At 75.7% G+C, this 21,410-nt stretch carries 19 protein-coding genes; 6 read left to right on the top strand and 13 right to left on the bottom strand.

The window, feature by feature from the left end; all coding sequences use genetic code 11:
* Positions 1-57 precede the first annotated feature (57 nt).
* Positions 58-2,238, top strand: coding sequence for an NAD(P)-binding domain-containing protein (locus tag FBY24_RS19790; protein WP_370510984.1), 2,181 nt, complete (start codon positions 58-60; stop codon positions 2,236-2,238).
* Between the two features lie 59 nt (positions 2,239-2,297).
* Here the strand turns inward: FBY24_RS19790 and FBY24_RS11345 are convergent, their stop codons facing one another.
* The 5 genes from FBY24_RS11345 to FBY24_RS11365 form a co-directional block, all read right to left on the bottom strand.
* Positions 2,298-3,719 carry a cellulase family glycosylhydrolase gene (locus FBY24_RS11345; protein ID WP_142160667.1) on the bottom strand — a complete coding sequence of 474 codons (1,422 nt, stop codon included), beginning with the start codon at positions 3,717-3,719 and terminating at the stop codon, positions 2,298-2,300.
* 176 nt (positions 3,720-3,895) lie between these two features.
* Positions 3,896-5,965, bottom strand: a complete 2,070-nt coding sequence (gene acs, locus FBY24_RS11350; RefSeq protein ID WP_174243487.1) for an acetate--CoA ligase — start codon at positions 5,963-5,965, stop codon at positions 3,896-3,898.
* A 114-nt stretch (positions 5,966-6,079) separates the two neighbouring features.
* Complete coding sequence (locus tag FBY24_RS11355) at positions 6,080-7,012, bottom strand: hypothetical protein (protein ID WP_142160671.1); 933 nt, start codon at positions 7,010-7,012, stop codon at positions 6,080-6,082.
* Positions 7,013-7,066: 54 nt separating this feature from the next.
* Positions 7,067-7,972 (bottom strand): formate/nitrite transporter family protein, encoded by a 906-nt coding sequence (locus FBY24_RS11360; RefSeq protein ID WP_142160673.1) that lies wholly within the window; start codon positions 7,970-7,972, stop codon positions 7,067-7,069.
* A gap of 64 nt (positions 7,973-8,036) precedes the next feature.
* Positions 8,037-9,482, bottom strand: coding sequence for an NAD-dependent malic enzyme (locus tag FBY24_RS11365; RefSeq protein WP_142160675.1), 1,446 nt, complete (start codon positions 9,480-9,482; stop codon positions 8,037-8,039).
* A 110-nt stretch (positions 9,483-9,592) separates the two neighbouring features.
* Here FBY24_RS11365 and FBY24_RS11370 point away from each other — a divergent pair, with 110 nt between their 5' ends.
* Together FBY24_RS11370 and FBY24_RS11375 are read left to right on the top strand one after the other, a co-directional pair.
* Complete coding sequence (locus FBY24_RS11370; protein ID WP_142160677.1) at positions 9,593-10,072, top strand: NUDIX domain-containing protein; 480 nt, start codon at positions 9,593-9,595, stop codon at positions 10,070-10,072.
* The gene (locus FBY24_RS11375; protein ID WP_142160679.1) at positions 10,069-10,932 is read left to right on the top strand and encodes a Fic family protein; all 864 of its coding nucleotides are present in this window, start codon (positions 10,069-10,071) and stop codon (positions 10,930-10,932) included. The genes FBY24_RS11370 and FBY24_RS11375 overlap by 4 nt, the downstream gene beginning before the upstream one ends.
* 280 nt (positions 10,933-11,212) lie before the next feature.
* On the opposite strand, the gene FBY24_RS11380 is transcribed toward FBY24_RS11375, so the two are convergent.
* From FBY24_RS11380 to FBY24_RS11410, 7 genes are all read right to left on the bottom strand, one after another.
* Positions 11,213-12,025 (bottom strand): HAD family phosphatase, encoded by an 813-nt coding sequence (locus FBY24_RS11380; protein WP_142160681.1) that lies wholly within the window; start codon positions 12,023-12,025, stop codon positions 11,213-11,215.
* Positions 12,026-12,104: 79 nt separating this feature from the next.
* Complete coding sequence (locus tag FBY24_RS11385) at positions 12,105-12,665, bottom strand: NTP transferase domain-containing protein (protein ID WP_142160683.1); 561 nt, start codon at positions 12,663-12,665, stop codon at positions 12,105-12,107.
* Positions 12,658-13,518, bottom strand: a complete 861-nt coding sequence (locus FBY24_RS11390; protein ID WP_255432360.1) for an ABC transporter permease — start codon at positions 13,516-13,518, stop codon at positions 12,658-12,660. The genes FBY24_RS11385 and FBY24_RS11390 overlap by 8 nt, the downstream gene beginning before the upstream one ends.
* Positions 13,515-14,384, bottom strand: coding sequence for an ABC transporter permease (locus FBY24_RS11395; RefSeq protein ID WP_255432361.1), 870 nt, complete (start codon positions 14,382-14,384; stop codon positions 13,515-13,517). Before FBY24_RS11395 ends, FBY24_RS11390 begins: the two co-directional genes overlap by 4 nt.
* Positions 14,381-15,199 carry an ABC transporter ATP-binding protein gene (locus FBY24_RS11400; protein ID WP_142160685.1) on the bottom strand — a complete coding sequence of 273 codons (819 nt, stop codon included), beginning with the start codon at positions 15,197-15,199 and terminating at the stop codon, positions 14,381-14,383. Before FBY24_RS11400 ends, FBY24_RS11395 begins: the two co-directional genes overlap by 4 nt.
* Before the next feature lie 10 nt (positions 15,200-15,209).
* Positions 15,210-16,277: an ABC transporter substrate-binding protein gene (locus tag FBY24_RS11405; RefSeq protein ID WP_142160687.1), complete on the bottom strand. Its 1,068-nt coding sequence runs from the start codon at positions 16,275-16,277 to the stop codon at positions 15,210-15,212.
* A 222-nt stretch (positions 16,278-16,499) separates the two neighbouring features.
* A complete protein-coding gene (locus FBY24_RS11410) occupies positions 16,500-17,072 on the bottom strand; it encodes a nucleoside deaminase (protein WP_142160689.1) in 573 nt (190 codons plus the stop codon).
* A 108-nt stretch (positions 17,073-17,180) separates the two neighbouring features.
* Here FBY24_RS11410 and FBY24_RS11415 point away from each other — a divergent pair, with 108 nt between their 5' ends.
* Complete coding sequence (locus FBY24_RS11415) at positions 17,181-18,119, top strand: XdhC family protein (RefSeq protein WP_142160691.1); 939 nt, start codon at positions 17,181-17,183, stop codon at positions 18,117-18,119.
* Positions 18,120-18,132: 13 nt separating this feature from the next.
* On the opposite strand, the gene FBY24_RS11420 is transcribed toward FBY24_RS11415, so the two are convergent.
* The gene (locus FBY24_RS11420; protein ID WP_140457437.1) at positions 18,133-18,729 is read right to left on the bottom strand and encodes a TetR/AcrR family transcriptional regulator; all 597 of its coding nucleotides are present in this window, start codon (positions 18,727-18,729) and stop codon (positions 18,133-18,135) included.
* Positions 18,730-18,859: 130 nt separating this feature from the next.
* Here FBY24_RS11420 and FBY24_RS11425 point away from each other — a divergent pair, with 130 nt between their 5' ends.
* Positions 18,860-19,768 (top strand): ABC transporter ATP-binding protein, encoded by a 909-nt coding sequence (locus FBY24_RS11425; RefSeq protein WP_142160693.1) that lies wholly within the window; start codon positions 18,860-18,862, stop codon positions 19,766-19,768.
* A complete protein-coding gene (locus tag FBY24_RS11430; protein ID WP_142160695.1) occupies positions 19,765-21,357 on the top strand; it encodes an ABC transporter permease in 1,593 nt (530 codons plus the stop codon). The genes FBY24_RS11425 and FBY24_RS11430 overlap by 4 nt, the downstream gene beginning before the upstream one ends.
* The last annotated feature ends 53 nt before the right edge of the window (positions 21,358-21,410 follow it).

The following is a 21,410-nucleotide window of genomic DNA, read 5'->3' on the forward strand; positions in this document are numbered from 1 at the left end:
CGGGCAGCCCTCGGGGACGCCTGCGCGGGGTGGGGAACCGGTACCGTGGTGCCCTCTATGGACGGACCGCACACGCGCACCGCGCAGCAGCCCGACGCCGCCGGCACGAGCGGCTCCGGCCCCGTCCCCGCAGCCGTCCCGGGCCCCCGCGACCCGCTCGTCGGGCGGTCCGTGAACCCCGTCGACGCCGAGCCGCTGGACGACCTCCCCGTCCTGCCGGCGCGGCTCGAGACGCCCGTGCTGCCGCCCGTCGCCGGGCCCCTCGCCCCTGCACCGGCGCTGGACCCCGCGCACGCCCCGGACCGGGCACGGGTGCTCGTCCCCGGCGCGGTGCCCGTGCCCTTCCTGTCCGTCTCCCCGCCGACAGCCCCGCCGCCGGCGGCCCCGGCCCCCGGTGCGACGGCACCGAGCCCGGAGGTGCCCAGCACGCCTGCACCCGGCACACCTGCTGCGGGCGCGTCCGTGGGGCGTGCGCCCGCCCCGGGAGCGCCAGCCCCTGCTGGCGGTGCCGTCCCGCTCTCGCGCCGGGCGCTGCGTGCGCTGCGGCAGCAGGCGGAGCAGGAGGCCCAGCGGGCCGCCGACCAGGAGCGTGCCGTCACCGCTCTCGCGCCGACGATCGACGCCGGCCTGACCTCGTGGTCCGAGCGCGCCCCGCTGGATGCACCGGCGCCGGAGCCTGCGCCGTCGCCGGCACCCGACCGTGCTGCCGAGGTGGCGCTTGCGGTGGAGGTCGAGCCGGAGCGCGTCGACGACCAGGAGCCCGAGTCCGAGCCCGCGCCGGTGGTCGAGCCAGAGCCTGAGCCGGTGGTCGAGCCGGAACCGGAGCCGGAGCCGGTGGTCGAGCCGGAGCCGGAGCCGGTGGTCGAGCCGGAGCCGGAGCCGGTCGTCGAGCCGGAGCCGCTGGTCGAGGCGGAGCCTGAGCCGGTGGTCGAGCCCGAGCCCGAGCCGGAGGCCGAGCCGGTGACGGAGACCGCACCCGAGGGCCACGGGACACCCGCGGCGGCGTCGGACGCGCCCCCGCAGGACCTGCCCGCGCAGGCGCCGGTCGCCGCGCCGAGCCGGCGGGCCCGCCGTCGTGCGCAGGAGCCGCGGCCGGTCGAGGTGGACGTGCTCGTCGTCGGCGCCGGGCAGGCCGGCCTGTCCGCGGGGCACCACCTGCGGCGCACCGGTCTCGTCCCCGTCGGTAGCGCCGGGTGGGAGAAGGCCAGCGGCACGTTCGTGGTCCTGGACGACAACGCGGCGCCCGGCGGCGCGTGGCAGCACCGGTGGGACGGCCTGACGATGGCCGACGCGCACCACGTGCACGAGCTCCCGGGCCTGCCGCTCGTCGTCCCCGACCCGGCGGAGCCGGCCAACCGGGCGGTGCCGTACTACTTCGCGCAGTACGAGGAGGCGTTCGGTCTCAACGTCCAGCGTCCCGTGCGCGTGGTGCGGGTCGAGGCGGGCCCGGACGACCGGCTGCTGGTCACCACACGGCACGTGGAGCACCCCGCGGAGTCGGTGGTGTGGGCGGCGCGAGGGATCGTCAACGCGTCGGGCACGTGGCAGCGCCCGTTCTGGCCGGCGTACCCGGGCCGCGCCACGTTCACCGGGCGGCAGCTGCACGCCCGCGACTACGCCGGCGCCGACCACCTCGCGGACGGGCACGTCGTGGTCGTCGGCGGCGGGACGTCCGCGGTGCAGGTTCTCCTCGACCTGGCGCTGGTGACCACGACCACGTGGGTGACGCGCCGCCCGCCGCTGTGGGTCGCGGGTGGTGACGAGCGCCGGCTGGCGCCCGAGGCCGGGATCGCCGCGGTCGCGCGGGTCGACGGCCGCACCCGGGCCGGGCTGCCGCCGGGTTCGGTGGTCGGTGCGACGGGTCTGCCGCTGTCCCCGGCCAACCGTGCTGGCATCGAGGCCGGGGTGCTGCGCGCCCGTCCCGTCTTCTCGCGCATCACCCCGACGGGCGTCGCGTGGGACACGACCGACGAGCCCCTGCCCGACGGGTGGGTCGACGGGCCCGACGTGGTCGAGGCACGCACGATCCTGTGGGCCACGGGCTACCGCGCCGCGCTCGACCACCTCGCGCCGCTGGCCCTGCGCGGCCCCGGCGGCGGCATCGTCATGGACGGCACCCGGGTGGTGGCCGACCCGCGCGTGCAGCTGGTCGGCTACGGGCCCAGCGCCTCGACGGTGGGCGCGAACCGCGCGGGCCGGGAGGCGGTCGTCAACCTGCGGCGCACGCTCGGCTGGTGACGCGCGACCGGCCCTCCCCCCCGCGAGGGGGAGAGGGCCGGTCGGCGGTGCTGGTCGGGTCAGCTGCAGGTGACGGGGACGGTGCCCGTCGGTGCGGTGCCCGAGCCGATGAAGCCGTAGGCCGTGCTGGAGCCGGCGGCGAGCGTGCCGTTCCACGCGGCGTTCGTCACGGTGACGGCGCTGCCGCTGCCGCCGAACGTGCCGCTCCAGCCCTGCGTGACGCTCGCGCCGCCGGGCAGCGTGAACGTGGTGCGCCACGCCTGCGTGGCCGTGGCGCCCGCGGTGACGGTCACCTCGCCCTGGAACCCGCCGGGCCAGGAGCCGACGACCCGCAGCCTTGCCGTGCAGCCGCCGGGGTTCGGCGTGGGCGTCGGCGTGACGGTGGGCGTGGGCGTGGGGGTCGGGGTGGGCGTGACCGTCGGCGTGGGCGTCGGGGTCACGGTCGGCGTCGGCGTGGGCGTCGGGGTGCTGCCGCTGAAGTACGTGGCCGTCTGCGCGGTCGCCTTGATCCCGTTCGGGCCGTCGAAGATCCGCACGCCCCACGGCGTCTTCTGCGCCGGGTTGAAGGACGTCACCATGTCGAGGTACTCGACACCGCCGCCGTTGCCCGACCACGACCAGCCGTAGTAGCCGATGCCGCGCTCCTGCGCCTCGGCCATGATCGTGTCCTCGTCGGGGTTGCCGTCGGAGTGGTCGAACCCGAACTCCCCGATGACCAGCGGCAGGCCGTTGGCCTCGAACGCGTCGAGGTAGGACGTGATCGTCGACGCCTGCGCGTACACGCCGTACATGTGGATGGAGAACAGCGTGTTGTCGTCGGGGTCGGCCGCGGCGACCGTCGGGGCCTGGGTGCGCATGATGCCGCCCCAGTCCTGGCCCCACATGGGCGCGTCGACCACGATGTTGTGGTCCAGGCCCGCGGCGCGGATCGTCTGGATCGCCGCCGAGGTGTCTGCCGCCCACTGCGACGACACCGCCTGGTTGTTGCCGTAGGGCTCGTTGCCGATGTTGATCTGCACGAAGTCCTCGGTGCCCTCGAGGACCGGCTTCAGCGAGACCCAGTACTGCGCGGCCTGCGCGAGGGTCGCGGCGCCGGACTGCTCGCCGTACCCGGTGGTGTCGTGCACCTCGAGCATGCAGACCAGCTCGTTGGCCTCGCACAGGTCGATCACGCCGGCGACGTCGGACGCGCTGTTCTGCGTCCAGCGCGTGCCGTTCGACAGCACGACGCGCACCGCGTTCGCCCCGGCGGCACGGATCGCGGGCAGCGCCGTCGGCGTCTGCGACACGTACCAGGTGTGCGCGTGGCTGACGCCGCGTGCGACGAACGGCGTGCCGTCCTGCTCGACGAGCCGGGTGCCGGAGATGTGCAGGCCGACGGGGTCGGCGGCCGACGCCGACGTGGCGAGCGCGGTGACACCGGTCAGCGTGACCAGGACCGCGGCACCGGCCGCGACGGCGCGCGTGGGCAGACTCTTCATGGACGTCCTCGTTCCGCGAGAGAGGTGGGGGAGCACCCGCCCGCCGGGTCCGCCGGCCGGTCGGCGGGCGGGTGCCTGGCCAGACAACCAGCGCCCGCCCGCCCGCGGCACGGGCCTAAACGCTTCGCACGCTCAGCCCGCGCCGCGGCCGCCCGGCCGACGCCCTGGTCGGGCCCTCAGTCCGCCGACGGGGCGGGGCGCTGCAGGCCCTGCGCGATGAGGTCCATCACCGACGCGTCGGCCAGCGTCGTCGCGTCGCCGACGGTGCGGTGCTCGGCGACGTCGCGCAGCAGGCGGCGCATGATCTTGCCCGAGCGGGTCTTCGGCAGCTCCGGCACCACCAGCACCTGCCGGGGCTTGGCGATCGGCCCGATCTCCTTGGCGACGTGGTCGCGCAGCGTCTGCTGCACGGCGTCCGGGTCGGTGCCGACCACGTCGAACGCGTCCTGCCGCAGGATGACGAACGCGACGACGGCCTGGCCCGTCGTGTCGTCGGACGCGCCGACGACCGCGGCCTCGGCGACCCAGGTGTGCGACACCAGCGCGGACTCGATCTCCGTGGTCGACAGCCGGTGGCCGGAGACGTTCATGACGTCGTCGACCCGGCCGAGCAGCCACACGTCGCCGTCCGCGTCCTTCTTGGCGCCGTCGCCGGCGAAGTACAGCCCGCGGAACCGGGACCAGTACGTGTCCGTGTAGCGCTGGGGGTCGCCCCAGATGCCCCGCAGCATCGACGGCCACGGCTCGGTGACCACGAGGTACCCGCCGGAGCCGTTCGGCACGGGCTGCGCGGTGTCGTCGACGACCTCGGCGGCGATCCCCGGCAGCGGCACCTGCGCCGACCCGGGCTTGGCGGTCGTGACGCCCGGCAGGGGGCTGATCATGATGGCGCCGGTCTCGGTCTGCCACCACGTGTCCACGACCGGGGTGCGGTCGCCGCCGACGACCCGCCGGTACCAGGTCCACGCCTCGGGGTTGATGGGCTCGCCCACCGACCCCAGGACCCGCAGGCTCGACAGGTCGTGCTCGGCGGGGATCGCGTCGCCCCACTTCATGCACGTGCGGATCGCGGTGGGGGCCGTGTACAGGATCGTCACGCCGTACTTGGCGACGATCTCCCACCAGCGGCCCTTGTGCGGGGTGTCGGGCGTGCCCTCGTACACCACCTGGGTGGCGCCGTTGACGAGGGGGCCGTAGACGACGTAGGTGTGCCCCGTGATCCAGCCGACGTCGGCGGTGCACCAGTACACGTCCGTCTCGGGCTTGAGGTCGAACACGTTGAGGTGCGTCCACGCCGCCTGGGTGAGGTACCCGCCGGTGGTGTGGAAGATCCCCTTGGGCTTCCCGGTGGTGCCGGACGTGTAGAGGATGAACAGCGGGTGCTCGGCGTCGACCTCGACCGGCTCGTGCTGCGCCGACGCGGCCTCGACGGCGTCGTGCCACCAGACGTCGCGTCCCTGCGTCCACTCCACGGGCTGCCCGGTGCGCCGCACCACGAGCACGTGCGCGACGCTCGGGGCGCCCTTGGCGAGGGCCTCGTCGACGGCCGGCTTGAGCGCGCTCGCCGTGCCGCGGCGGAACCCACCGTCGGCCGTCACGACGACCTTGGCCTCGGCGTCGAGGATCCGCGAGCTGAGCGCCTCGGCCGAGAACCCGCCGAACACGACCGAGTGCGCGGCGCCCAGGCGGGCGCACGCGAGCATCGTGACGATCGCCTCGGGGATCATCGGCAGGTAGACCGCGACCCGGTCGCCCGTGCGCACGCCCAGCGCGGCCAGCGCGTTCGCGGCCTTCGACGTCTCGCGCTGCAGGTCCGCGTACGTGAGCGTCCGGGTGTCGCCGCCCTCGCCCTCGAAGTGGATCGCGACCCGGTCGCCGTGGCCCGCCTCGACGTGCCGGTCGACCGCGTTGTACGCGGCGTTGAGCCGACCGTCGGCGAACCACCGGAAGAACGGGGCGTCGGACGTGTCGAGGGTCTGCGTGAAGGGGGTCGACCAGCTCAGCAGGTCGCGCGCCTGGTCCGCCCAGAAGCCCGGTCGGTCGGCAGCGGCCCACGCGTACAGGTCCGCGTGCGCGTTGGCCTGCGCGGCGAAGTCGGGGTCGGGCGGGAACCGGCGGTCCTCGGTGCTGAGGTTCTCCAGCCCGCCGCGGTCGGCGGGGGCGCCGGCCGGCCGGGTCTCGGCGGGCGGGACGGGGGCGGGCGTCGGGGACGGCTCGGTCACGGTGCTTCTCCTCCGCAGCGGCATCGGTGCAAGGACGGGGCCCGGCGAGGGGCCCGCCACCAGGACATTAGTCCCGCCGGTGCGCCGGCGCGCCCCCCACCCGGATCCGGTGCGGGCCCGTCCGGCCCGCCGGTGGCGTCAGGCGGGCGACGTGGCGCCCGGCTCCGGGTGCGGGGCGGCGGGCGCGGGCGGGTGCGGCACGGGGTGCGCGCCCGCGTGCCGGTTGCGCTCGCGGAAGACCCCCAGGTGCACGCCCCGGCGGCGGGCGAGCGCCGTCACGAGGCCGGCGCCGAGCAGCAGGGCGCCGGCCACGAGCAGCGTGCCCGACGTGCCGGCCACGACCACGTGCGTCACCGTCACGGTCCAGGCGTCCGACGTCACGATCTCCAGCGCCTGCGCCCGTGCCACGCCGGGGGCGTACAGCGCGAACGCCCCGGTGACGGTGAGCACCGTCCCCGCCGTGAGGGGGACGGCCGCAGTCCACAGCCCGAGCGCCAGGACCGTGCACAGCAGCACGAGGCCGATCGAGACCAGCACGATGCCGAGCACGTCGAGCGACGCGTCCCAGGCGCCGGCCTGCACGACGAGGATGCGGGACTGGCCCAGCAGCGTCAGCCCGATCGCGAACGGGGTGATCAGCAGCGCGACGAGGACGCCGCCCACGTGCGCGCCCCAGGTGGGGGTGCGCGGGGCGTTCGGGTCCGGGAAGAGCTCGTCCGCGGGGTCCTCGACCGGTGACGCGACCGTCCGCGGTACGGCGGGGGTCGTCCCCGTCGCCGGCCGGGGCGCGGCGGCGGGCCCGGCGGGTGGCGGCACGGGCGGCGACGCGGCCGACGGGGGAGCGGGTGCCGGCGCGGCGACGACGGGCACCGGCCCGGTGCCGGGCACCAGCGCGGGGCCGGTGTGCGCGTCGGCGGGGACGTCCTCCGGCGGTGCGGGCGCCGGCCGGGCCACCGCGTGGCGCCCGGTGTCGACGGGCGGCTCGGCGGGAGGTTCGGCGGGCTGCGGGACGGAGGGTGCGCCGCCGTCGGGCGTCGTCGTGCGAGGGCTCTGTGGGTCGGAGGTGCTCACGGCGTGCTCCTGCGGTCGCGCGGCGGCGTCCGCCGGACGCCTCGTCCGACCACGCTAGTGCGGCAGGCCTGCTCCCGCCGGTCGGCGCCCCGGCGCGGCGGCCGGCGTCTCCGGGGCCGTCTCCGCGGGCACGGACGGCGCCCCAGCCTGCGCGGGCACCGCCGCGTCCTCCGCAGAGGTGTCCGCGGGCGCCGGTCGCGCGCCGTAGGCGTACGCCGCCCCGACGAGCACGGCGCCGCCGAGCGTGTTGCCCACCCCGACCGCCAGCAGGTTGCGGGCGAACTCCCCGACCGTCGCCCCCGGCACGCCCGTGAGCAGCCCGAACCAGAACGTCGTCATGTTCGCCACGACGTGCTCGAACCCGGAGGTGATGAACACCAGGACGCACGCGAAAACCACGAGGATCCGGGCCACCTCGCTGCGCAGCCGCGCCCAGCACCACACGGCCAGGCACACCATGAGGTTGCACAGCACGCCCCGGACCACGAGCTGCAGCGTCGTCGCCTCGGCCTTGTGCGTGATCATCCGGGCGATGTTCTGCCCGGCCGCGGTCTCGGGCGCCAGCACCCCCGACCCGGCCAGCAGCGCGGCGAAGACCAGGGCGCCGAGCAGGTTGCCGCCCAGGACGGCCAGCAGCACCGCGCCCGCGCGGCCCCAGCCGATGCGCCCGGCCATCGCGCCCTGCGTGAGGATCATCATGGCGCTGGTGGCGAGCTCGCCGCCCGCGACCAGCACGATCGTCAGCGCGATGCCGAACACCGCGCCCTGCACGAGCGGCGCCCCCGGGCTGCCCGCCACGACCAGCGGACCGCCGGCGGTCACCATGATGAGCACGCCGATGCCGATGTACGCGCCGGCGAGCATGGTGCGCACCAGGAACAGGCCCGGCGTGCGGACCAGCTCGACCTTGTGGACGGCACCGTCGACGTGGGTCGCGACGGCCTCGGGGATGCTCAGCACCCGACCAGGGTCCCGCGAGCCGCGCCCCCGGACATGGGACGAAAGGGCAGGACGTGGGGTGAGGTCAGCGGCGACGCACGGCCGCGATCTCGCCGGTCGGGGGGCGACGCTCGCGGGCGGCGTCCTCGGCCTCCGCGGCGTGCCGCACCGCGGCGGCCACGACCGTCGTGACCTCCGGGTTGAACACGCTGGGCACGATGTACGTGGGGTTCAGCTCCTCGGGGCGCACGACGGAGGCCAGGGCCTCGGCCGCGGCCAGGAGCATGGGCTCGGTGACGGTGTGCGACTGGGCGTCGAGCAGCCCGCGAAACACCCCGGGGAAGGCGAGGACGTTGTTGATCTGGTTCGCGAAGTCCGAGCGGCCGGTGCCGACGACCGCGGCGTAGCGGGCGGCCTCGTCGGGGTCGACCTCCGGCCGGGGGTTGGCCAGGGCGAACACGATCGCGTCGGACGCCATGCGCGACACGTCGTGCGCGGTGATGACGTCGGGCGCGGACAGCCCGACGAACACGTCGGCGCCGACGACCGCGTCGTGGATGGTGCCCGTGGTCCCGCGGGGGTTGGTGTGCTCGGCGGTCCACCGCAGCGACGGGGTCAGGCCGGGCCGGTCGACGTGCACGACGCCGTCGATGTCGGCGACGACGACGTCGCGCACCCCGGCGGCCAGCAGCAGCTTGAGCACGGCGGTGCCGGCGGCGCCCGCGCCGGACATGACGACGCGCACGTCGCCGATCTGCTTGCCCACCACGGTCAGCGCGTTGCGCAGGGCGGCGACCACGACGATCGCGGTGCCGTGCTGGTCGTCGTGGAAGACGGGGATGTCGAGGCGCTCGCGCAGGCGGCGCTCGACCTCGAAGCAGCGTGGGGCGGAGATGTCCTCGAGGTTGATGCCGGCGAAGGCCGGCGCGATGGCGCACACGGTCTCGACGATCTGGTCGACGTCGGTGGTGTCGAGGCAGATCGGGAACGCGTCGATGTCGGCGAACCGCTTGAACAGCACGGCCTTGCCCTCCATCACGGGCAGCGCGGCCAGGGGGCCGATGTCGCCGAGGCCCAGCACGGCCGTGCCGTCGGTGACCACGGCGATCGTGTTGCGCTTGATGGTGAGGCGGCGGGCGTCCTCGGGGTGCTCGGCGATGGCCTGGCACACGCGGGCGACGCCCGGGGTGTACGCCATCGACAGGTCGTCGCGGGTGCGCAGCGGCACCTTGGACTCCACGGACAGCTTGCCGCCCAGGTGCAGCAGGAACGTGCGGTCCGAGACGCGCTTGACGACGACCCCGTCGAGGTTCTCCAGGGCGGCGACGACGTCCTGGGCGTGGTCGACGTCGCGCGTCGCGCACGTGACGTCCACGGTCATCGCCTCGTGGAACGACGCGGTGACGTCGAGCGCCGTGACGATGCCGCCGGCCTTCTCGATGGCCGTGGTCAGGTCGGACACGGCGGTGGGCCGGGCCTTGACCTCCAGCCGGGCGGTGATGGACGACGACACGGAGGGCGCGGAGACCATGACGACATCATGGACCTTCGGCCCTGGCGCCGCGCCGTGTCCGGGCGGCGGGCTGCGGCGGGCGGGGCAGCTGCGGTCCGCGACCGGCGGTCCGCGCGTACGATCGCGCCGTGCCGACCCCTGACCACGTCCTGGCCCTGCGCGCGCACGTCGGGCACGCGCTGCTCTGGCTGCCCGGGGTGACGGCGGTGGTGCTCCGGGAGGTCGACGGCCGCACGCAGGTGCTGCTGGTGCGTCGCGCCGACAACGGCGCGTGGACGCCCGTGACGGGCATCGTCGACCCGGGGGAGGACCCGGCGCGGGCCGGTGCGCGCGAGGTGCTCGAGGAGGCGGACGTCGTGGCGGTGCCCGAGCGGCTGGCCCGCGTGCACGCCCTGCCGCCCATGCGGTACGACAACGGCGACGAGGCCCAGTACCTCGACCACACGTACCGGTTCGCGTGGGTGAGCGGCGAGCCGCGCCCGGCCGACGGGGAGAACACCGCCGCGGCGTGGTTCGACCTCGACGCCCTCCCGCCGATGAGCGAGGAGATGCTGGCCCGTGTGCGGGTGGCGCTGCCCGCCCGCGGCGAGGCCGTGTTCGACGCGTGAGCGGCGACCCGCTGCGGGACCTGGTCGGGCTGCCGGGCGTCGCCGACGCGGTCGACGCCGCCCGGGCCGCCTGCGAGGAGCTGCGCTGGCACGAGGCGTTCCGGCGCCGGTGGCGCGAGGTGCGGGCCGAGTCCGGCCTGCACGCGGCGCGCGCGTCGGCACAGCTCGACGGTGCGCGCGTCCCGGTGGACGTGCTGCGCTCGTGGGCGACCGGCGCCGGGGCCGGTCCTGCGGCCGCGGGCCGGGGCGCCGACCCCGCCGACGCGCTCGCGCACGGCGCGCTGCGGGCGCAGGCCGTGGTGGAGCGGGCGATGCCGGACCTCGGCGGGCGGGCGCCCGGGGCGTCGGTCGCGCTGCCGCAGCTGCTGGCGCGCCTGCACGCGGCCGCCGCGGCGGACCTCCTGCCGGCCGCGGCGGTGGGGCGGCCCCGCGACGGCGACGCCCACGACCTGCGCGGCCTGGGAGCGGCGCCGTCGCCCGAGCACGCAGCGGCGCGCACGGGCGCGCTCGTCGAGGTGGTCGCCGCGTCGACCGCCCCGGCCCTGGTGGTCGCCGCCGTGGTGCACGCCGAGCTGCTGGTGGTCCGGCCGTTCGCCGCAGGCAACGGCGTGGTGGCCCGGGCCGCGGCGCGCTGGCTGCTCACGGCGCGCGGCCTGGACCCGACGGGCACGGTGCTCGCCGAGCCGGTGTGGGCGGACGTCCCGGCGGCGTACCTGGCCGGCGCGGCCCGGTTCGCGACCGGCACGCCCGACGGGGTGGCCGCGTGGCTCGTCGGGTACGCGGAGGCGGTGCGCTCCGGGGCCGCGCGCGCCCGCGTCGTCGCGGACGCCGTCCTGGCGGGCCGGCTGCCGGCTGCCTGACGTCCGCGCCGGGCCCGCACGGCCCGGGCACGACGACGGCGCCCCGTCGTCGGGACGCCGTAGCCGACCACCGGCCGGAGAGTGATCATGCGTGCACTGTTCGCGGTCGCGACGGGACGAGCCCGGTCGACCTGCCCAGAGGTGGGCAATCCTGCGCGTGGGTGCTCTCGCGGTCGTGCAGTTGTGGGTCGTTGATACACCCGGCCGGGCGGGGCGGCAACGGTCCGTCGCGGGGTCGCAGGTCAGCGCGTGCCGCGGTCCGCCAGCTGAGCCGGCGGTGTCAGGATCCGGACCGGCGGCGTCGCCACCACCGGGCGGCGAGCACGACGGCCACGGCGGCGACGGCGAGCGCGGCCCCGGTGGCCACCGAGCGCCGCGACGGTGCCGCGGGGCGCAGCGCCGTCGGGCGGCGGAACGTCAGCACGCCCCACCCCTCGGCCTGCGCGAGGCGGCGCAGCGCACGGTCGGGGTTGACCGCGAACCCGTGACCGACCTCGGCGAGCATCGGCGCGTCGGTGACGGAGTCGGAGTAGGCGTAGCAGCGCGCCAGGTCGTACCCGCGCTCGGCGGCCAGCTCGCGCACGGCCACCGCCTTGTTCTCGCCGTACGCGTAGAAGGCGATCTCGCCGGTGTAGCGGCCGTCCTCGACGACCATGCGGGTGGCCACCACGTGGTCGGCGCCGAGCATCTGCGCGATGGGCTCGACGACCTCCGCCCCCGACGCGGAGACCACGACGACGTCGCGCCCGTACGCGTGGTGCAGCGCGATGAGCTCGAGGGCCTCCGCGTAGACCACCGGCTCGATCGACTCGCGCAGCGTGTCCCGCACGATCGACGAGACCAGGTCGACGTCCCACCCGGCCGCGGTGCGCGACAGCGCGGCGCGCAGCCGCTCGGTCGCCGCCGGTCCCGCACCGCCGAGGAGGTACCCGATCTGGGCGTAGGCCGCGGCGACCACGGAGCGCCGCGTCAGCAGCCCGCCGGCGAGCAGGCCCTTGGAGAACGCGGTCGCGGACGACGTCGCGATGATCGTCTTGTCGAGGTCGAAGAACGCGGCCGTGCGCGCGGGACGCGCACCGGTCTGGTCGGCCATGACGCTCCGCTGCTGGCGCTGGGACGGGGACCTGCGTGAGCGTAGCGGCGGCCGCGGCGGGTGCGCGGGTCCCGGCGCGTCAGCGGGGCGTGTCGTGGTCGACCCCGCCCGGCAGGTCGCTGCAGTCGACCGGCACGGGCGGGTGGTCGCGCAGGTAGCCGCGGGCACCGGCGTCGCCGTGCAGGTGCGGCAGGAGCGGCGCCCAGTGGTCGCGGCCGACCAGCACGGGGTGGCCGGGCCGGGCGTCGAAGACGGCGCGGCGCAGGTGCCCGGGGCCGACGGGTGCGGCGGTCACGCGGGCGACCGCGCGGGCGTCGAGCTCGGGCAGGTCGACGAGCGTGACGACGGCCGCGACGGCCTCGTCGGGGGCCGCGGTCAGACCCGCGGCCAGGGACGCCCCCATGCCGCGGGCCCAGTCGTGCGCGACGACGACCTCCGCGCCCGCGGGCACGAGCGCGCGGGCGTCGTCGACGCCCGCGCCGAGCACGACGTGCACGGGGCCGCACCCGCCGCCGACGAGCGCGTCGACGGCCAGGTGCAGCCACGGCACCCCCGCCGGGGTGCGGCACAGCGCCTTCGGCCCGCCCATGCGGCGCCCGGCACCGGCGGCCAGGACGATCCCGAGCAGCGGCTCAGGCACGCCCCGCCGCCGGGCCGAACCGGGCCAGGACCCACTGCTCCAGCAGCTGCGCGAGCGTGTACAGCACCAGGGAGGCGAGCGTGACGACCACGACCAGCGCCCACACCTTGGTGTTCTGCGCCCGGCCGACCGCCGAGACGACGCCGTACCCGATGCCGCCGCCGGTGGCGAGCCACTCGGCGATCAGCGCACCCGTGATGGCGCCGGGCACGGAGATCCGCACCGCGGCGAACACCGCGGGCAGCGCGGCGGGCAGCTGCACCAGGCGCAGCACCGTGCGCGGCCCGCCGCCGAAGACGGTCACGACGTCGCGCATCTGGGGCGACGCCGAGCGCAGCCCCAGCACGATCGTGACCAGGGCGGGGAACAGCACGACGATCCCGCTCATCACCGCGACCGAGGCCACGCCGCGGCCCACGAGCAGGATGATGATGGGCGCCAGCGCGATGAGCGGCACGGACCGGAACAGCATCGCGACGGGCATGATCGCGCCCTCCGCGCTGCGGGACAGCACGATCGCGGCGGCCAGGACGAGCGCGGCGAGCATGCCCGCGACGAACCCGATGGACGCGTCGGTGAGCGTCTCGCCGAGCAGCCGGACCACCTCGGTGCGGTTCTCGCCCGCGTCGGCGTCGGTGACGAGGAACTCCCAGACCTGCGCGGGGCCCTTGCCGACGTACGGGGAGACGTCGAACGCGGCCAGCAGGCCCGTCCACACGACGAGCACGACCACGGTGGTGGTGAGGGCGTCGAGCAGCACCCGGCCGACGCGGCGCCACGCGAGGTGGCCGCGGGGCGCGAGCACCTCGCCCGCCGGGGCCGTGGCGGGCGGCGTCGTGGTGGCGGCGCTCATGCCGGGCCCCCGACCGTGCCGCCGGCCTGCCCGCCGGCCCAGGGCGTGACGACCCGGGCCACCAGCGCGAACAGCGCGTAGCCGGCGCCCGCGAGCAGCGCGCAGACCAGCGCGATGCCCCACGCCCGCTCGGAGTTCAGGCTCTGCCCGGCGTTGACCAGGGCCGGGCCGGCGCCCCGGTCGACGCCGCCGATGTACTCGCCGAGGATCGCGCCGAGCAGGGCGGCCGGTGCGGCGATCTGCAGGGCGCCGATGATGCCCGGCAGCGCGGCCACGAGCCGCACCTTGACCATCTGCTGCCACCGCCCGCCGCCGAAGACGGTGACGACGTCGAGGCTGGCGGGGTCGGCGGACCGGAACCCGAGCACCGCGCCGACGACGGTGGTGAAGAACACTGACAGCGCGGCCAGCACCACGGCGGTGCCGGACGGCTCACCGGACGGCGGCGGGCCGATGACGATGTACAGGATCGGTGTGATCGCCACGAGCGGCAGGCAGTAGCTGATGACCGCGACCTGCATGATCAGCCGCTCGAGCGCGGGCACCAGCAGCACCAGCGACGCGAGCAGCAGGGCCAGGCCGTTGCCGACGAGGAACCCGCGGACGGCCTCCTCGACGGTGATCGACATGTTGGCCACGTAGAACTCGAGGCCGTCGTCGACGAACGCCTGCGCCACGCCCAGCGGCGTCGGCATGGTGGTGCCCGCCAGCACCGTGACGGCGGCGACCCACCACACCGCGACGATCCCCAGGACGCCGAGCGTCCCCGGCAGCGCACCGCGCAGCGCGGCCACGACCCGGCGGCCAGCACCCGCGGGGGTGCCGGCCGCCGGGGCGTCGGGGCGCACGTCGGCCGGCGCGCTCACGCGTCGCCCCCGCCGAACAGCAGCTCCGACGCGTGGTCGTGCAGCGCGTGGAACTCCGGGGTCCGCATCATCTCGGGCGTCCGCGGGCGCGGCAGGTCGACGTCGATGACCTCCTTGACCCGCCCGGGCCGCGGGCTCATCACTGCGACCTTGTCGGACAGGAAGATCGCCTCGGAGATGCCGTGCGTGACCATCAGCGTCGTCGCGGGCTTCTCCGTCCAGATGCGCAGCAGCTCGAGGTTGAGGCGCTGGCGCGTCATGTCGTCGAGCGCCCCGAACGGCTCGTCGAGCAGCAGCACCGACGGCTGCACGACCAGCGCCCGGGCGATCGAGACGCGCTGGCGCATGCCGCCGGACAGCTGCGCGGGCTTGGCCTTCTCGAACCCCTCCAGCCCGACGAGCCGCACGAGGTCGGCGACGAGCGCGTCGTCCGGCTTCGTGCCCGCGACCTCGAACGGCAGGCGGATGTTGGCCACGACGCTGCGCCACGGCAGCAGCGCGGAGTCCTGGAACGCGATGCCCAGCGCGTGCTCGGCGCGCAGCTCGACGGGCGTGCGGCCCTCGACGAGCGCCGTGCCGCTGGTGGGCTGCTCCAGGCCGGCGAGGATGCGCAGGATCGTCGACTTGCCGCACCCCGAGGGGCCCAGCAGCGACAGGAAGCTGCCGCGGTCGGTGAACAGCGTCGTGTCCTGCAGGGCCGTGACGTGCCGGCGGCCGGTGGTGAACGTCTTGCTCAGGTGGTCCAGGCGCACGCCGGTGCCCAGCGACCCCGTGAGGGGCTGCTGGGCACCGGCGTCGTGCTGCACGTGCGTCACGGGTGGGACCTCACTCGGCCAGCTCGGGCTGCTCCTCGAGCAGCTCGGTCAGCAGGCTCATGTCGAACAGGTCCTCGGCCTCGACCTCGATGCCCGCGGCGGCCAGCGTCGCGATGTTCTGCTCGATGAGCTCGTCGGAGATCGTGAACAGGCCGTTGGCCTCGGTCTCCTCGGTGACGACGAGCGTCTCGGCCTGGATCGTGGCCTGCTGGATCTCCTTCTCCAGGTCCAGCTCGAGGTCCGCGCCGTACTCCTCGACGGCCAGGCGCGCGCCCTCCTCGGGGTCGGCGACCGCGTCCTTCCAGCCGAGGATCTCGGCCTGCAGGAACGCCTTCACCTTCTCCGGCTCGTTCGCGATCATCTCGTCCGTCGTCACGACGGACTCGGCGACGAACGGCAGGCCGTTGTCCGCGAACAGCAGGTTCGTCACCTCGTGGCCCTCGGACTCGACGATGATCGACTCGTTCGTCACGTACGCGAGGAACCCGTCGACCTCGCCGTTGACCAGCGGCGACGGGTCGTACTCGACCGGGACCTTCTCGACGTCGGCCGGGTCGATGCCGTTGACCTCGAGCAGCGCGTCGAAGAGCGCCTCGTTGCCGCCGGCCTGCACGCCGATCTTCTTGCCGACCAGGTCCTCGGGGGTGGCGATGTCGCCGCCGTCCTTCAGCGACAGGATCGTGAAGGGGTTCTTCTGGTACGTCGTGCCGACGATCTTCAGCGGGGCGTCCTCCTCCGCGACGACCTGCCCGACGGCGACCGCGTTGGACAGCCCGAAGTCGGCGCCGCCGGACAGCACGATCGACTCCGTCGCGCCCGGGCCCGCGTTGAGGGTGACCGAGCTGAACCCGGCGTCGGCGTAGTAGCCCTTGCTGTCGGCGAAGAACTCGCCCGCGAACTCGGCGTTCTTGATCCACGACAGCTGGACGGTCAGCTCGCCGAGGTCGGCGGCCTCGCCACCCGCGGCCGGCTCGGCCTCGGACCCGGACGAGCAGGCGGCGAGCGTGAGCGCCAGGGCGGCGCCGGCGGCCGTCAGGCCCGCGAGGCGGGTGCGGCGGGGGTGCTGGGGGAGGGACATCGGCACTCCATCTCGGACGTGCGGCGCGACGTGCTCGCGCGGCGTGGGACGGGGGTGGGTCATCTGCGGTGAAACAGGTGTTCCGGGCGGCGACGGTACGGAGCCGGCGTGTCGGGTCTGGTCGTCGGCTGTGTCGCCGGTGTTAACCGGGCCCGTGGACGGTCACGGTTCGGTCTCGGTCGACCGTCCAGGGCGCCGTCGGAGGGGTCCGGGCGGCCCGCGTCAGTAGTCGGTGCGGGCCGCGTGCGTGAGCCAGGCGTCGAACGGGCGCGTGGACTCCGGCAGGCGCAGCTCGTGCACGCGGGTGCGGTCCCACGTGCCGCGGTCGCGGGCGAACAGCTCGTAGAACGCGGAGTCGTCGAACCCGCCGCGGCTCGCGTCGTGCCGGTCGGCGCTGAACACCACGCGGTCCAGGCGGGCCCACAGGCACGCGGCCAGGCACAGGGGGCACGGCTCGCACGACGTGTACAGCGTCATGCCGTCGAGGGCGAAGGTGCCCGCCGCGCGGCACGCGGCGCGGATCGCCTGCACCTCGGCGTGGGCGGTGGGGTCCAGGTCCCGGGTCACGCGGTTCTGCCCGACGGCGATCTCGACGCCGCCGGCCACGACGACGGCGCCGAACGGCCCCCCGCCCTCGGCGACGTTGGCGGTCGCGAGCCCCACGGCGCGGCGCAGCCAGCGGGCGTCCTCGGGGGTGCCCTGCGCGACGGTCGGCGCGGCCGGAACGGTCGTTGCGTGCGCCGCGGCGGAGGCGGTGCGTGCGGCGGTGCTGACGGGGTCCACGTCGATCGACATGCTCGGCCCTCTCGTTGGTCCTGGGCGTCGATCGTGCGGGAGGGCTGTTTCTGCGGCGTTACCCCCGCGCGCCAGTTCTCGAAACAATCATTTCGTAGCGTGCCGGGCATGCTCGACCAGGCCGCAGAGCTCTGCCGCCGCCTCGACGCCGGTCAGCGCGTCGCGGCGGCCACGCTCGTGCGCGTGGAGGGGTCCGCGCCCCGGGCGGTCGGCGCCTCGTTCGTCGTCGGCGACGACGGCACCGTCTCGGGCAGCGTCTCGGGCGGGTGCGTCGAGTCCGACCTCGTCGAGCGCTGCACCGCCGTGCTCGACGGCGCCCCGGCCGAGGTCGTCTCGTACGGCATCGGCGACGACCTGGGCGAGCCGGGGCTGATGTGCGGCGGCACCATCACGGTGCTGGTGCACGAGGTCACCGCGCTCGACGCGTCCGCCCTGCACCAGGTGCGCCGCGCCGCGCAGGGCCTGGACGCGTGCGTCCTGCTCGACGCCGAGGGTCGCAGCTGCACCGACGCGCCGCTCGTCACGCTGCGCACCCCGGCCGCGCACCCCCTGCTCGTGGTCGGCGCCGGCGAGCACGCCGTGGCCCTGACCCGGCTGGCCGCGGCCTGCGGGTTCGCCGTCACCGTGCTCGACCAGCGCCCGCTGTTCGCCACCAAGGAGCGCTTCCCCGACGCGTACGCGGTGATCCGGGACTGGCCGGACCGCTGGCTGGCCGCGCACCCGTTGACGGCCGGGCACGCCGTGGTGGTGCTGACGCACGACCAGCGCGTCGACGTCCCGACCCTCACGGCCGCGCTCGCGTCCCCGGCCCGCTACGTGGGCGCCATGGGCTCGCGCCGCACGCACGAGCGGCGCGTCGCCGCACTGGTCGGTGCGGGCGTCCCGGCCGACGCGCTCGCCCGGCTGCGCTCGCCGATCGGCCTCGACCTCGGCGGGTCGACGCCCGAGGAGGTCGCGCTGTCGGTCCTCGCGGAGGTCGTCGCCGCCCGGCACGGCGGCTCCGGCCGGCCGCTGTCGACGACCGCGGGTCCCCTCCACCGCCGCTGACCCGAGGGTCGCCTCAGCGGTGGGTGCCGTCGAGGTAGCGCTGGATCGTCGGTGCCATCTCGTCGACGAGGACGTCGAGGGGGAGCGCGGCCAGCGGCGGCACGGCGACGACGTGGCGGGCGACGGCGACCCCGAGCAGGTGCGAGCCGGCCAGCACCACCCGCTCGACGTGCTCGTCGCCGGGCCCGAGCAGGCTCGGCAGGAGCCGGCCGAGGAACTCCCGCAGCATGCCCGCCGCACGGGGGGACGTCGTCGCCGAGCGGACCAGCGCGAGCAGCACGGGCCGGGTGGCGGGGTCCTCCCACAGGCCCAGGTAGGTCTCGGTGAACGCGCGGCCGGCCGTCGAGCGGTCGGCGACGGTGGCGGTGGCCAGGTGCGCGGGGTACTCCGTGCGGTCGGTGACGACGGTCGCGAAGAGCGACTCCTTGTCGCCGAAGAAGTGGCGGATCAGGGCCGCGTCGACACCGGCCTCCGCGGCGATCGCCCGCAGCGACGTGGCCTCGAACCCCTGCGCGGCGAACAGGCGCAGCGCGGCGTCGAGGATCGCGTCGCGGGTGCCGCTGTCGCCGGCGCGGCGCCCCGTCGGCCGCCGGCGTGCCGTGCTCGTCATGCCGCGAGGCTACTCCGCACGCAGAGAATTCATCTGCTGAAGAGTTCCACCCTTGCGGAATTCATCACCTGAGGAGTTCACTGGGCGTGGGCCCGGGAGCCGGGCGCCCCGCCGACGGGAGAAGACGCCCATGAGCACCTCCGACGCCGCCGTCGAGATCGACGGGCTGACCAAGTCCTTCGGCGCGTTCCCCGCGCTGCAGGGGCTCGACCTGCGGGTCGAGCGCGGCCAGGTGCACGGGTTCCTGGGGCCCAACGGCGCCGGGAAGTCCACGACCATCCGGGTCCTGCTCGGCCTGCTGCGGGCCGACGGCGGCCGGGTCCGCGTCCTCGGCGCCGACCCCTGGGCCGACGTCGTCGACCTCCACCGTCGCCTCGCGTACGTGCCGGGCGACGTCGCGCTGTGGCCCGGCATGACCGGCGGCGAGGCCGTCGACCTGCTCGGCGCGCTGCGCGGCGGGCTCGACGAGCGGCGCCGTGCCGAGCTCGTCGAGCGGTTCGAGCTCGACCCCACCAAGCGCGGCCGCCAGTACTCCAAGGGCAACCGGCAGAAGGTCGCCCTCGTCGCCGCGCTCGCCTCGGACGTCGAGCTGCTCGTGCTCGACGAGCCGACGTCCGGGCTCGACCCCCTCATGGAGAACGTGTTCCAGGAGGTCGTCCGCGAGGCGCGCGAGCGCGGCACCACCGTGCTGCTGTCGAGCCACATCCTGGCCGAGGTCGAGACCCTCGCCGACCGGCTGAGCATCATCCGCGAGGGCCGCGTCGTGCGGTCGGGGACCCTCGCGGACCTGCGCGGGCAGGCCCGCAGCGCGGTCCGCGCCACCGTCGAGCGGGCCCCCGACGCCGACGCGCTCACGGCGTTCGACGACGTACACCTCGACGGCCTGACCCTCACGGCCGGCGTGGACCCGCAGCGGGTCGGGGACGCGATGGCCGCCCTCACGCCCTGGGGGTTGACGTCCCTGACGGTGTCGCCGCCGTCGCTGGAGAGCCTGTTCCTGCGCCTGTACGACGACCGGGACGCCGAGGACGCGCGGTGAGCCGCCCGCTCGCCGGGACGCGGACCCTGCTGCGTGCGTCGTTGCGGCACGACGGTCGGCTGCTCGCCCCGTGGGTCGCGATCGCCACGGGCCTGGCGGCGAGCTCGGTGCTCGTCTACCCGTGGGTGTTCCCCACGCCGGCGGACCGCGAAGGTCTTGCTGTCACGATCGGCGCCAACCCGGCGCTCGGGCTGATCTTCGGGCCCGCGCACGACCTGAGCACCGTCGACGGGTTCGCCGCCTGGCGCAGCCTCGCCCTCGGCGGGTTCCTGGTGGCGCTCGGCTCGGTCTTCGCGGTCGTCCGCGCGACCCGTGCCCAGGAGGACTCCGGGCAGGCCGAGCTGCTGGCCTCGGGGGTCATGGGACGGTCGGCCCGCCTCATGGTCGGCGTCACGGTCGCGCTCGTCGGGGCCGTCGCCGCGGGCGTGGTGGCGGGCCTGGTGACCGTCCTGTGCGGCGGGGGATGGGCCAGCTCGCTGCTGCTCGGCGCGACGTTCACCGCCACCGGGGCGATGTTCGCGGCCGTCGCGGCCGTCACCGCGCAGATCGGCTCGGACGCCCGCACCGCGAGCTCGCTCGCCGTCGGCACGCTCGGCGTCCTGTTCGTCCTGCGTGGGTTCCTCGCCTCGACCGACGCGCCGGCGTGGACGTCGTGGGCGAACCCGCTCGGCTGGATGCTCGAGACCCGACCGGCGAGCGGCGACCGCTGGGCACCGCTGCTCCTCGCCCTGGCGTTCACCGTGGCCGTGGTCGCTCTGGCGTTCGTCCTGCAGGGGCGCCGCGACTACGGCCAGGGCGTGCTCGCCCCGCGGCCGGGCCCCGCCCGCGGCACCATCCGCAGCACCGCGGGGCTCGCGCTCCGCCTCAACCGCGGCCCGGTCGTCACGTGGGCGGTCGCGTTCGTCGGCCTCGGCCTCGTCTTCGGCTCCTTCGTCAGCTCCGTCGACGACCTCCTCGCCGGGGCGTCCGGCGTGCAGCAGATCCTCGCGGCGGGTGCGGTGACGCCCGACGAGCTGGTCGGCGCCTTCGTCCGGACCGTCCTCAGCCTCATCGGCATCATCGCCTCGGTCGCCGGCGTGCAGGTGGTGCTCAAGGTCCGCGCCGAGGAGCTCGCCGACCGCGTCGAGCCCGTCCTGGCCGGTGCCGTGCCGCGCACCCGCTACTACGCGAGCCACGTCCTGCTCGCGCTGGCCTCGACCGCCGTCCACGTCACCGTGGCGGGCACCCTCGTCGCGCTGCTCGCGTCGCGGGCCGGCATCGGCGTCACGTTCGCCGACGTGCTCGTCCAGGCCCTCGCGACCGTCCCGGCCGTGTGGACCGTCGTCGCGCTCGCCGTCGCCGTGGTCGGCGCCCGCCCCGCGCACGCCGTCGCCGCGTGGGCCGGGGTCCTCGTCTCGTTCGTCCTGACCCTGCTGGGCCCGACGTTCGGCCTCGACGACTGGGTCCTCGGCATCAGCCCGTTCTGGCACGTGCCCGCGGTCCTCGCGGCGACGCCCGACTGGACCGGCCTGGCGTGGCTCGCGCTCGTGATCGCGGCCCTGCTCGCGGTGGGCTTCCTCGGCTTCCGTCGCCGCGACATCGCCCGCTGAGCCCGACAAACTGTAGCCCAGGAGCCCGGCAAACTGTAGCCTAGAGCCTCGGC

The organism is Cellulomonas sp. SLBN-39 (assembly GCF_006715865.1).
In the GTDB taxonomy this organism is placed as follows: domain Bacteria; phylum Actinomycetota; class Actinomycetes; order Actinomycetales; family Cellulomonadaceae; genus Cellulomonas.